Below are 14,438 nucleotides of genomic sequence, written 5' to 3' on the forward strand. Positions count from 1 at the left end.
CAGACCCTATATATTTTACTTAATCTATACAAATCATGAAATTATCACATATATGTAGTACGGCTTTTCTTTCCTTGTTTATATGTACTTCTTGTTCTAAAGAAGTTACGATGGAAACAGTTTGTATTAAAAATGAATTCACACCATTCATGAATTATGGCGAGGTACTTGCTTTTCCAGGTGCTGAAGGATTCGGACGTTATACAACAGGTGGACGTGGAGGCGAAATCGTTCATGTTACTAACCTTGAAGATGACGGAGATGGTTCACTTAGAGCTGCAATCAGTAAACCTAATAGAATCGTCGTGTTTGATGTGAGTGGAATTATAAACCTTAAGTCAGTATTAGTATTTTCTAAAAACCTTACCGTAGCTGGTGAAACAGCTCCTGGTGATGGTGTGTCACTTTATGGAAACCGTGTCTCTTTTTCTGGTGCTGATAATTTAATATGTCGTTATCTACGTATGCGTATGGGAACACAAGGCACTGATGGAAAAGATGCAGCCGGTGTAGCAAATGGAAATAATATGATATTTGACCATCTTTCTGTAGGATGGGGACGAGATGAGAACTTCTCTATCAATAGTACTACTTCACGTGATATTACGATTCAAAATTCTATCATTGGTCAAGGTCTGCAAAATCATTCATGTGGTGGATTAATACAGACTGATTTGGATCATGGAATAACATTGTTCCGTAATTTATATATAGACAATAAGACACGAAACCCTAAAGTTAAAGGCTTAAACCAATTTGTCAATAACGTCTTATATAATTGGGGAGATGGTGCTGCATATAATATGAGCGGAGATTCACAAGGTGAATCGTTGACAGATATAGAAGATAATTATTTTATTGTTGGTCCTATAGAACATAACTGGAAGAATGATGGTACAGGACAAATTGTAGATTCACCTGTAACACCAGCGAAACCTTTTATTGGAGGTAATGAGTTGTTTAGTACATATTGTGTAAATAACTACTATGATTCAAATAAAGATGAAATACTTAACGGTGTAGAGATTCAACCTTCATCGAATTGGACAGAGCTTTGTTCTGGAACTCCAACATTTCTAACAACGGCACCTAGTCAATTTTGTAAGATTAAACAACAGACAAATGCCACTGATGCATACAATTGGGTAGTAAAGTATGTAGGAGCATCTCTTCCTGTAAGAGATCAGGTTGATAATTATCTTATAGGAGAACTCACATCATTAGGAAAGCATGGTAGCATCATTCAAAACGAAAGGAATAAAGACCAATTCCCATTGGGCGGTCCTGGCGATATTAAAGTCGCTGACAAACAACTTGATAGCGACAATGATGGTATGCCGGATGCATTTGAAGATAAATATGGTTTAGACAAAAATGATCCTAAAGATGCCTCTAAGATATCTGGCAATGGATATACTAATATAGAGAACTATATCTTCACGCTAGATGCAAAAAATGATCAATAAACTAATATTATGAAGATTATATATTCTAATAAATATGTTTTATTCTTATTAGTACTGATACTATGTGGATGTACTAAAGACAGTATAGAACAGGTATTTATACAACAACCAAATAGTTTCAATTTGGCTATAAATGGTGATGCTTCTTTTAATTTTGATATTCCAACAGGTGAAAAATTGGGTATCAATGGCGATAAGATCCCTATTCTTAGTAATGGATTGATAAGTTTGCATGATGTCCCTGCTGTAAATCATTATTTGTTGTATTATCCAGATACATTATTGAAGGCTGACAACACCGCAAAATTTGATTTACCAAGTGAACAGTCATATAATGCCAGTACGGTGAATATTTCATCTTGTCCACTTTGTACTCAAACGGATAATGAGGGATTGGATAGTGTAAAACTGCAACCTGTTGTTGGTGCCTTGAAGATCGTGGTACCAGCAAATAAAGATTTCGGTACAGTATCATCTGTATCCATAGAGTCTAAGTCGGATAATCTGAGTGGAGGATTGAATATCGATGCTGAATCTGGCAAGATTACAAGCATAGATAATGCATCACATAAAATAGTATTAAAAGGGGCGATAGACGTTTCTAATGATTGTAATCTGATAATGGCTTTGCCTCCGCAGACTTTTACAAATAAGTTAAACATCAAATTGTTTTCGCCAAAGGGCTATGGACAATGTATTATTGATTTGACAGGTAAAACAATTGAAAGAGGTAAAACATTAGAAGTTACTCTTGATAATGTAGACTGGCAATATGCAACGTATTATTATGGAACCGCAAATTCTGTTATAGTGAAACCTGGTCAAACATCAGTAACAGTAGATTGTGGAGCTTATTTTACTTCAAGTAAAAACTACGCTTATGAGGATAATCAAGCGGGGGATGAACGTTTAGCGTTATCTGCACATCAGTTATGGAATGATGTAGCTGTGGATTTTGTGAAGGATGTGACGCTGGCTGCAGACAAAAAATCTTTTACTGTAAATTTGAATGGACAATCTGGTAATGCTGTCATTGCTATTTATGATAAGGAAGATCCAAAAGCAGAAGATGCAAAAATATTATGGTCGTTTCATATATGGGTGACAGAATATAAAGAGCAAACATTAACGACGAATGTAAAAGGTAATACATATACTATTCTGGATAGAAATCTAGGCGCTACTTCTGCTACTCCTAAAGATAATAATTCAGTGGGATTCCTTTACCAATGGGGACGTAAAGATCCTTTTGTAGGTACATCTAGTTATGGTACTAATGGTACAGCTAAAATGTATAACGAAGATGGAGGATTAAGTTTTAGTACTGCAGCTGGTAGTGAAAATGTAGGTACTGTGCAATATTCTATTGAGCACCCTAGGACCTTTATTAAATATTCACGTTCAAATAGTAACATCTCTACTAATCCATATTACTATTCGTATGACTGGTTGTATTATGGTGATAACTCTTTATGGGGTAATCCAGAGGGATACAATTATCCTTTAGCTTCCACTCTTGAAAAATCAATCTATGACCCAAGTCCGGCAGGTTATATGATTGCTCCTAATGATACATGGTTTGGCATAACAGATGGAACTGATAAGACTGGTACAGCTTTTGCTAATGCTGTATGGGACAATGGGTATGTTGTGACAAATAATAATCAGCAATGGTGGTATCCTAATTGTGGATGGCGTAGTCGTAAAACAGGAGGAATGGCGTCTGCAGATACAAATGGTTATTATTGGTATAGTTCTGTGAATTCATCAAGCTCTGCTAATGCTACACTTTTGACAATGGGCAAGGATGGCATAAATTTGAATTCAAATAATAGCCGTGCAAATTCCAGTTCTATCCGTTGCGTTAAGATCATAAAATAAATTAATATTGAACTTTTGAATAAATATATGAATAAAAGAATCAACGTTTTTGTCCTAATTTCCTTGATAAGCTGTTCTGTTTTTGGAGGAAACTCTAAAATTAACAGGTATGCTGTTGTGAGTAGGAATAATCCACATGTTACATCTGTAGATTCGTTAAGTTCATTGTCGGTGGGCAATGGCGGGTTTGCGTTTACGGTTGATGCGACAGGTCTACAATCTTTTCCTGAAAAATATTCAAAAGGTATACCTCTGGGAACGATGAGCGATTGGGGATGGCACTCTTTTGACAACCCCAATGGATATAAATTTGAAGAGACTCTGCGTAATTATGATTTCGGAAGAGGACGGCTAGAATCTTATGCTGTACAGATTAAAGACAATGCTCGTCAAAAGGGAGCTTGTAACTGGTATCGTGTAAATGCTCATCGCCTGCATCTAGGTGTTGTAGGACTGGAACTTGGTAACGATATTCATCAAATCAAGTCAATAGATGAAACTCTGGATATGTATAGAGGAGTCATCAATAGCAAGTTTAAATACAAAGGTAAAGCATATCATGTGAGTACAGTATGTGATCCTGTTTCTGACAAGATAGCTTCTAATATTGTTTCAGATGGTAAGATAACCGTGAAATTCAGATTCCCATACCCATCAGGCGGTCATAGTGATGATGCTTGTAATTGGACTTCTGATAATTTGCACAGTACGGTGTTAGTGAAAAACTCGGCAAACTGGGCTATATTGAAACGTACAATAGGTAAAACTGTTTATTATGTGACAATAAATTGGCAAGGTAATGCGAAGTTACGTGAAAGGTCAAGGAACTATTATGTACTTGATGCTAATGGTAAAGAATTGTCTTTCACGTGTTTGTTTTCAGAAAAAGAAACAACACCTTGCTCAATGACATTTAATCATATTAAAACAGCCGCAGACAAGTATTGGCAAGGCTATTGGACTAAAGGTGCTATTACGGACTTTTCACAATGCAAGGCAGCACAAGCTAGAGAGATGGAGCGTAGGGTAGTGTTGAGTCAATATTTATTGGCTATTCAGGATTGTGGCGACACACCTCCACAGGAAACGGGTCTGACATATAATTCATGGTTTGGTAAATTCCATTTAGAGATGATACTCTGGCATCAGGCACAATTCGCCTTGTGGGGTCACCCAGAAATGCTAGACCGTTCTTTGTCGTGGTATTTTAAAGTTGAAGATAAAGCACGAGAGATAGCAAGAAGACAAGGCTTCAAAGGCGTGAGATGGATGAAGATGACAGACACTAGTGGAGATGAGGCTCCTTCAGATGTAGGAAGTTTCTTGATTTGGCAACAACCTCATCTTATCTATCTTGCAGAACTGCTGTACCGTGCTGATCATTCCAAGGCTATATTGAATAAGTATGCTCGACTTGTTGAGGAAACGGCTGAATTTATGGCAGACTTTGCGCAATATGATTCTGTCGGAAATAGATATATATTAAGAGGATGTATCGCTGCACAAGAAACGCTGCCAGCTTCAACAACTGTGAACCCTCCTTTTGAATTATCTTATTGGCATTTTGCCTTGCAGATAGCACAAAGTTGGCGTGAACGTTTGGGAAAAGATAGGAATGCACATTGGGATGACATCATATCAAAGATTTCTCCATTGGCAGATAAAGATGGACTTTATCTAGCCGCAGAAACTCAGCCAGACACCTATTCAAATGAAAGAATGTATAGTGATCATCCGGCTGTACTTGGGGCTGTAGGTGTTTTGCCGTTTAACAGTCATCAGGTGGATATTGCTAAGATGAAGAAAACAGAACAGTGGATTTGGAAAAATTGGAAATGGGATACCACTTGGGGGTGGGATTATCCAATGATGGCAATGTGTGCAGCACGTATGGGAGAACCAGACAAGGCTGTGAGTGCATTGCTTATGAATCAGCAGAAAAATACTTATCTTGTGAGTGGACATAATTATCAGGATGATCGTTTAAGACTTTATCTTCCGGGTAATGGAGGCTTATTGATGTCGGTGGCAATGATGTGTGCAGGATGGGATGGGAGTACGACTACAAATGTAGGTTTCCCAGATAATGGAAATTGGAATGTGAAATGGGAAGGATTAAAACCATTACCATAAATCAATATTTTATATCGGAGTTTGAATTTATTTTCAAACTCCGGTTTATTATTATATGTGCCAAATTTTGTTAATCCGTTTTCTTTAGTTATATTTGCAAAGCATTTAATAATACTATGAATAGGATTAGATTAATTATATTTTGTGTTTCTACAATATGCCTTCTTGGTTGTCGTGACAACTCAAGACAGGTAAGTCATCATGTTGAAGAGTCTTTTGATTCTACAGCTGTTGATACAGTGTCTTTACCGATACAGGTAAAAGCTAAACATCTTACAATTCAAGACGGATTACCCTCTATTACAATAAACTCTTTGTGTCAGGATAAAAAGGGATTTATTTGGTTTGGCACACGTTATGGACTTGCTCGTTATGACGGTAATAAAATAAAAGTGTATCGTCATAATAATAGTCCAATGTCTCTTGATGACAGTAGAATCAAAAAGACAATAGAAGATGCCGCAAATAATAAAATGTGGCTTTACACTGTTTCAGAAACATTTGAATGCCTTGATTTAAAAACAGGTACCCAATCTGATTATATGTCTGGCGAAAAGAAGCCGCATTTTACTAATTCCAAATTTGTAAATGCTGGTGAAATATGGATGTATGGGAAGAAAAATGGAGCAATGAGAGTATGCCTCATTAATGGCAAATTCTATATTGAGAGATTTGGGAAAGATAATATTGGAAGTGATGAGATAGAGATGTTTGATACGGTCAGTAAAAATAAGATACTGATATGCACTCCTACAAGACTTTATATATATGGTAACAAGAAACTGATTTGTGCTAATAAGGGTAATAAATTTGTTAAGACAAGATACATTGCCGGTAGGCAGATGCTTGTAACGGATAAAGGCAAACTATACGAACTTAAAGGGAATAAGACACAAATGTGTCTGAAAATAGCTTTTGATAAAGGAGAGCATTTTGTGGATGATGTGCTATGGAATGGGAAATGGATGATATTTACTAACCTAGGTTGCTACTCTGTAGATATAAAGAAAAGTAGGGTTGAGCGTTGCTCTGGTGAATGGGATATAGCCAATGGTAAAATAGTTAAAGATAATAGAGGTAGAAAATGGATTTATAATAAAACAGGTGAGCTGAGGCTGATAACTGAAAAAGGTTTGATAAGTCTTAATCTGTTGCCTTCTGGCGAGACAAATTATATTGATTATGAGAGATACCATATTGTGGAGGATAATCACGGACTTATATGGATTTCAACGTATGGTAACGGACTCTTCGTGTTCAGTCATGATCTTAAACATCAACAGCATTTCATTGCTGATGGGAAAACCGATTCTCCTATAATATCCAATCATATAATGGATATGATTGCTGATAGGAATGATGGGGTATGGATTGGTACTGAATTTGGCGGAGTGGCACATATTCAAGTCCTAGAAAAAACCACAGAACGTTTATTCCCAGATAATAACAGGCGGATGGATTTCTCTAATACGGTGAGGATGATTTCGAAATCAAAAAATGGTGATATCCTAGTCGCGACAAGGGCTGGCTGGCTGTATAGATACAGTTCGGATATGAAGCAGATGAAAGGAAAAAGTCATTATGATTCAAACGTATATGCTATAAAAGAGGCTCGTGACGGACAGACTTGGATTGGTACTCGTGGAAAAGGAATCTATGGTGTAGATGGATTGGATTTCGGCAACCATAATGTGTTCTGCATGGCAGAAGACAATAAAAGCAGAATGTGGGTAGGTACATACGGTGATGGATTAAGTGCAGTGATGAAACGAGGGCAGAAATATCTCATAAAAAAAATGTTTCTTGATAGCGTGGGCACAAATGAGGTTCGTTGTATTATAAAAGATCGTAATGGCTGGATTTGGGTAGGGACAACTGGGGGATTGCTGGTCTTTAATCCTGATAAGTTTATTCTTGACAAAAATGCCTATATCCAGTATCTGACAGGCAAAGAAATACATGATATATTTGTAGATAGTAAAAATAGAATATGGCTTGCAATTCCTGAAGAAGGGATATGTGTTACAACGAGTAAAAATGGTTATAACAGGTTGAAATTCAAATGCTATAATCGTTTAAACGGTCTGGTGAATGATATGACACAATGTGTTGTTGAGGATAGAAAAGGTGATTATTGGATATCTACCCAACAAGGAGTTTCGTGTTTTAATTTGCGTAGAAAGACTTTTGAGAACTATAGTCTTGACCCTAGTCCAATGGGGAATATGTATAACGAAAACGCTGCCATTTGCTTAGATGATGGACGAATATTGCTGGGAGGATATTATGGTCTGACGATTATACAACCAGGGAAATTGCGCCATGCAAAAGACAATGTGAATGTAGTGTTTACATCCGAGCCATATTCGGATATAATGACTTTGGATTATAGTGATAATTCTCCTGTGATAGATTTTTCTACATTGGATTATTCTGACGTGAAAAATGTTAAGTATACGTATTGGCTTGAGGGATATGATAAAGCATGGAGTGGAGCCTCACCAATATCTTGGGCGGCTTATAAAAATCTTCCTTCTGGTAAATATATACTTCACGCTAAAGCTTGTAATGCCGATGGTGTTTGGGGAAGCGAAAGTGTACTCACTATAATGGTTAATCCGCCTATGTATTTATCTTTCTGGGCGATATTACTATATATTGTTATTGCTGTTGTAGTGATGTATTTAGTCGTGAGAAATGTGCGTGAAAAGAATGAGTTGCGCAGTAAAGTTAAATTTGAACAGGAGTTGACTAAATATAAATTGTTGTTCTTTACGAATATCGCTCACGAGTTCCGTACGCCTCTTACTCTTATCGAAGGATCTTTGGAAAAGGAGACAAGAATAGTGAAGGCTAACAATTGGCATGGAGAACTAGATAAGTCAATACGCACAATGAACAAGAGTGTCAGACGTATGTTAAGGTTAATTGACCAGTTGCTTGAATTCAGAAAGATGCAAGCAGGCAAATTGGCACTTGCTCTTCAACAGTCTGATGTTGTTTATTTTGTGAAGAATTTGTTCTCGACATTTGAAGATGCTGCTGATTCTAAAAAGATAGATTATAAATTCACGTCATCAGAGAATACTTATTTGATGTTTTTTGATAAGCAGCATCTTGATAAAATAGTGTTTAATCTGCTTTCTAATGCTTTTAAATATACACCGTCTAATGGAGCGATATCATTGGAGATGTCTTTTGATGATGGAATGATGACCATCAAGATAATAGATACAGGAGTGGGGGTACCCGACGACAGACGTAACGAATTGTTTAGTAGGTTTATGCAAAGTAGTTATACTGGTGAAAGTTTTGGCATCGGACTTCATTTGACAAAGGAACTTGTAGCAGTGCATCATGGAATGATAGATTACGATAAGAATCCTTGTGGAGGATCTATATTTGTGGTTAAGATTCCGACGGATGTTAATGTATACGAGAAACATGATTTCCTAGTACAGGATAGCCCAATTCTGAGAGATGAAGCGGATGCATTCCAGTTGTATGAGCCTGTTGATACGCCGGAAACAGCTACAAAAAAATCAAAACCGTTGAACAGAAAGAAGATTCTATTTGTTGAGGATGATAATGATATCCGCGAATTTTTGGGAAATGAACTGAGTAATTATTTTGAGGTAGAAACAGAAGCTGATGGGAAAAGTTGTATTGAGAAGGCAAAAGAATACGATGTGGATCTGATTATCAGTGATGTTATGATGCCGGGTATGAATGGATTTGAATTGACAAAGCGTTTGAAAAACAATTTTGAGACCAGTCATATTCCTATCATCTTACTTACAGCATTGAGTAATGATGAAAGTCAGTTGGAGGGTATGGAGTCTGGTGCGGATGCTTATATAACTAAGCCATTCAGTCCTCAATTGCTTGTTGCAAGAATATTCCAGTTGTTGAATGGAAGAGAAATTTTGAAACAAAAGTATTCAAAAAGTCTTGAGGAAGTGAGACCTTCATTATGCTCTTCTGAGCAGGATCAACTATTTGTGCGAAGGTTAGATGCCATCATCACGTCAAGAATGGGTGATCAGACTCTTTCTGTGGAGAAAATAGCAGAGATGCTACATCTTGGCAGGACGATCTTTTATAATAAAGTAAGAGGCGTAACGGGCTATACGCCGAATGAATATATAAGGGTGAAACGAATGAAATATGCAGCTGAACTTCTTAAAAAAGGAGAAAAGAATGTATCAGAGGTAGCTTATGAGGTAGGTTTTGATACTCCGTATTATTTCAGTAAGTGTTTTAAAGACCAGTTTGGCATCCCGCCGTCACAATATAGGGGAGGATAAGATCATTGAATCTTATCCCCATTTATTCTAACATTATTTATCTTGCAACTTTTTAGGAAAGAGGTGTCCATTGTCCCATAAGGGTCATGAGCATTGATGTCGTAAAAAGCAAAAGAGCCAAGGTCATATTTGTCTGATGGTTTCAACTGGTAAAATCCTTTTTGGCATGTAATATTGATATTTCTCATTTCTACATTTGAAACGTATGAACGTGGCATGTCTTTACGTTCTTTTAAATCAAAGAACTGTGTCCAAATTTTCGTCCTTATGCCGTATATTGTATTACCAGTACAGTTCTCAACTCTTACATATTCATATCTTTGTGGCGTGTCTGGACGCATCTTGAACAATAAGATATTGCTTGTCTGATTGAAGGCGCAGTTTTTCATAATGATGTTTGTGGCATCATAGCATTCACTACCAAACGTTATACCACCTCCTGCTTTTGCGAATTTACAATTTTGAACTATGATATTACGGCATGGACCATTGGTGGAATCTTTGTCAACATAAGTTCCTTTGCCACCTTTAAGGCATACTCCGTCATCGTTGACGTTTATGAAACAATTGTTTATCATTACATTCTCACATGCATCAATGTCTATGGCGTCTGTGCTGGGACCTTTGGGATATCCATCTGTTTGTGAATATATATAGCAGCCTAGATATTTTACTTTATTACATTTATATATATGATTTGTCCAAAAACCAGAATTGATCATTCTTACACCACAGATTTTTACATCATACGAATTTGAGATATAAAGCATTCTTGGTCTTAATGCTTCCAGATTAGTGCATTTTGGATTTACTTTTCTCCTTAACCAAAATTCGTCATAGTATTTTAGACCGTTTCCATCGATAGTTCCTTTGCCGAAAATAGAAAAATCTTTCACGCCATCAACGTTTATAAGTGCGGCAAAATAGTTTGTTGTCATTCCCTCAAGCCTAGTGCGTTTTATCTTGTAATTGGTTATGGCATCGCTACCTTTTATTTTTCCGTTGTTAGTGATATACAAGTTTGTTCCTTGTTTGAAGAATAAAGAACCAGTGAGATATGTTCCTGATGGGATGACGACCACGCCGCCACCTTCGTTATGACATCTGTCTATTACTGATTGAATTCTGTCAGTCTGTATAACTGAGGAGTCTTTAATTACTCCATAGTCTGTGATAACGTATTGTTTCCCTAATTTATTTATGTTTACTTGTGTTGTATCAGTAAACCAACTCGGTATAACAGAACCGTCAGGGAACTTTTCGTTTTGACTTTTACTATATGCAGTGACGTGACATGCTGTAAATATAAAAATGAATGCAGTTAAGTATTTAATCATTTGTTTATTAATTGATTTGCATACAAAAATACATCCTTTCAAGGAACCTAAGATATGAAATTATACAATCATGATATAAAATCATTCAGTATATGTCAAAACGATTAAGCTATTACTTCTGTAATGTAATTGCCATCACGCCTACTACCACATCATTTGACAATGTGCGCAACGTAAATGAACGCAACTTCTTTTCTTTATTTAAAGGCATCTTCAAGATTTCTGCAGCCCCGTCTTTAATGAACTGTGGCTCTGCACTATCAGGATTACCACTAACTGATTTTTCAATATCTCCCACAGAGATTACTTTTCTTAGGTCGCGTGTTGTAATTCCTGAACCAAGATGTACTCGATATGGTTTGACGGGACATGTCCAAAAAGCTAAATCGTCTACATAATATTCTTGTTCTATAGGACACCAGTTAATTGGATTACGCAGAGCGAGTGTATCTTTTGTGCCGTCTTGATAAGTAGCGACAATGATAGCGTTGTCTATACGACTTTGCATGTTGTTGGTGCTGCCTGCTAAAAGGAAGTAAGCATATTTAGCCTTACCTTTTGCCAAAATCACCACACTGTCAGGATAGTTGTCCCATAATGATGTGTATATGATATTCTTACCAATTGCGTGAGAACGGAAGCTTACTCCTATGCCTGTATCATATTTGTCGTTAATGATTTTGGCACGCAATCCGCTATCATTTATTTCGGCAGTACGCTTTGGTATGCACCATTGTCCAATGCCTTGTTTTGGAATTTCTAATGTTGTATATGGTGAACGTGGCGACAGATATTCATTCTTATAGATGTCATCAACATTAGAATTGAAATACTTATCAATGTTTAATGCTCGTGACTTTTCGGCAGATGATATATCATCAAGTCCCATTTTCTGGATATATTCTTTCGTGTTAGCTTTTGCTTTGGATGAATCGGCATCGCTAGAACATATTCGACTTTCTATATTTGACATTTGTTTATCACGGTCGAATGTAAATGTCTGTATGCTGTCAGAGTTTCCTGTTACATCTACATAACGACCAGAATCAAGATTCATGCGTAGGATCAACTGCAAGGGCTGGGTGAAGTGTTGTGTGACCTCATAAATGTCTTTAGAGCCTTCACGATGAAACTTATATGACAGATAAGGGGTATGCACAGAAGCACTATCCCAACTATCAGGGAATGATGGACGTATCATGCATTTTCCAAACAAAGCATCTGGTTTGATGCCGAATAATCCGCACACAATGGCACGTGAAGTGATACCAATATTATCACCAAAATCACGATAAGCCTCACTGCGTGCTTTGTCTAGATAGCTGATTTGCCCGAAATTACCAGGGCTTCCCCCAAGGAACATCTCATCAAGTAAATCGCTTTTCAGTAACTTGAAACCTTCATCTTTTCTTCCTGCCTCGAAATAAGCCAGAGCCATATTTGCCACTTCTTCATGGGCTACATTATTAGTACTCCAGTCATAGGGCATCCAGTCTGATGTGGATAGAGTGTACAAATTCTTTTCCACAGGAGGCATTAAAGATTTATATTTTTCAGGAATAATATACTCTACTGGGATATGAGGAATACTCTTGTTTACATAGTTTGTGGCTTCATAAGCTTGTTCTGAGGAACATGCTCCACAGTCTATTGGTGTGTAGATACTCCAAAGAGCAGCACTTTCATGCAATCTTTTTAGTCCCATGAAATCCTGAAACTCTGCCCAATGCTTTTTATCTTTTATCCAAAGGCGAGAGTTCATAGCTTTTAATATGGCGTCAGCTTCTTCATAATATGGTTTAGGGTCTTCACCAATGATAGCTGCAATTCTTGCCATCAGTTTGTTAGCCCTGTAATTATATGCAGAAGAATGTGTCACTGCACCACTATTATAATATAACGCATCACTTGCCCATATACAACAATAAGCATCATATAGATGGTCGCCGTCTGGGCCCCAATTACGTTTTTCCCACTCAATGTTTAGTTTTAAAACAGGCCATAAGCGTTTCATCATTACCGTATCTGCATCATAAGAGAAATGCCATAGCAATTCATCTATATAATTCAGATTCATATCGTAATGGTTCATATTGTCGTTTCTGTTTGGATAACGGCAAATATAACCATTACTATACATCTGTGTGCCCCATTTTTCTTCGCCTCTAGCCAAGTTGTTTGTCGAATCTTGCGATGGATGAGGATATATAGGTTCTACATTCGTAACCTGACTTTTTGCGTAAGCATCGAAATGAGAGATAGCTCTGGTGTTCCAACCAAGTACATCGCCAACATAAGCAGCGCGCCAACCGCATAACGGCATGCGCCAACCGATACATCCGTGAAGCCATGTTGAATCATCCCATAAACCGTCTGCCGCCGCAGAAAGATTTGCACCAAGCGTATTGATGAAATCGTCAGGGGTAGAAAACTGAAGCCCACTTGTGATGTCTTTCAATGCTTTTTCTTCTTTCTCGAAGAGAATACGTCCGGATTTCTTCGTGATGTTTTCTATTTTGCCAGGGTCTTCAAAGACGATATAAGTCTCGCCAGAAGCATTCCATTCCAAAGTTACAAGATCTTTTTCGTCTGCTGAGGCTTCATAACTGCTTCTTGGTTCCAATCCGTAGTCACCTTCACGCATCATTTTTGTTTTCGCAGTCTGGCACATCTTAACCATTAGCTTAACCTTAGGAGAGAATCCCTTTGTTATGATTTGCCACAATGCTCCTTCACCAAATTGTGATGCTAAAGCTACTATTCTAACTTCTGCATCTCCCCAGGACTTATCTTTTACTATATAAGAACGTCTGCCACCGCTATATCTGGATTCGCAATAGCTAGTACTGTCTAATCTGAGAGCTTTTCCTTCTGTAACGATATAGAAACGGAAATTCTTACTTTTAGCCTTGTTGTAAGAGGCGAAGATTGGACGGTCGCTGGTTTCAAGTCTATAAAGCGTATGTGTGCCATATAGCGCACGGGTGTATCTGTTATTTCCATTGATACAGACAATATCTTTTCCGTTAGGATAATACTGAAAGAATCTTGCTGGCTTTTTGTTTGATTCCTTTATGCCATTCTTGTCATTTGAAGGTGACGGTAATTTGTTACCTTCATCCTTACCAAACTTTGATTGGTTATTAGAGTCAATAATTGTATGATCATTGCTTTCATTAAAAACAAAAAAAGAATGTGCATTAACCTGTAATGAAAGACAAGCCAATAAGTAGAATAATATTTTTCTCATAGTTTGTAATAGGTCTTATTCAAGTTTACAAATTTACGAAATATAATTATTCTTACAAAAAAAA

The 14,438-nt window shown here is 37.1% G+C and carries 6 protein-coding genes; 4 read left to right on the forward strand and 2 right to left on the reverse strand.

What is annotated here, in order from left to right; genetic code table 11:
• The first annotated feature begins 110 nt into the window (after positions 1-110).
• From HEQ28_RS11140 to HEQ28_RS11155, 4 genes are all read left to right on the forward strand, one after another.
• A complete protein-coding gene (locus tag HEQ28_RS11140) occupies positions 111-1,466 on the forward strand; it encodes a pectate lyase family protein (RefSeq protein ID WP_434502421.1) in 1,356 nt (451 codons plus the stop codon).
• A gap of 9 nt (positions 1,467-1,475) precedes the next feature.
• Positions 1,476-3,347 carry a hypothetical protein gene (locus tag HEQ28_RS11145; RefSeq protein WP_434502423.1) on the forward strand — a complete coding sequence of 624 codons (1,872 nt, stop codon included), beginning with the start codon at positions 1,476-1,478 and terminating at the stop codon, positions 3,345-3,347.
• Positions 3,348-3,374: 27 nt separating this feature from the next.
• Positions 3,375-5,480 carry a hypothetical protein gene (locus HEQ28_RS11150; protein ID WP_434502425.1) on the forward strand — a complete coding sequence of 702 codons (2,106 nt, stop codon included), beginning with the start codon at positions 3,375-3,377 and terminating at the stop codon, positions 5,478-5,480.
• Positions 5,481-5,596: 116 nt separating this feature from the next.
• A complete protein-coding gene (locus HEQ28_RS11155; RefSeq protein ID WP_434502427.1) occupies positions 5,597-9,787 on the forward strand; it encodes a hybrid sensor histidine kinase/response regulator transcription factor in 4,191 nt (1,396 codons plus the stop codon).
• 2 nt (positions 9,788-9,789) lie between these two features.
• Here HEQ28_RS11155 and HEQ28_RS11160 read toward each other — a convergent pair whose 3' ends face one another.
• Positions 9,790-11,124 (reverse strand): glycoside hydrolase family 28 protein, encoded by a 1,335-nt coding sequence (locus tag HEQ28_RS11160; RefSeq protein WP_434502429.1) that lies wholly within the window; start codon positions 11,122-11,124, stop codon positions 9,790-9,792.
• A 112-nt stretch (positions 11,125-11,236) separates the two neighbouring features.
• Positions 11,237-14,374, reverse strand: a complete 3,138-nt coding sequence (locus HEQ28_RS11165; protein WP_434502431.1) for a DUF4450 domain-containing protein — start codon at positions 14,372-14,374, stop codon at positions 11,237-11,239.
• Positions 14,375-14,438: the final 64 nt, after the last annotated feature.

The organism is Prevotella sp. (genome assembly GCF_051059605.1).
GTDB lineage: Bacteria > Bacteroidota > Bacteroidia > Bacteroidales > Bacteroidaceae > Prevotella.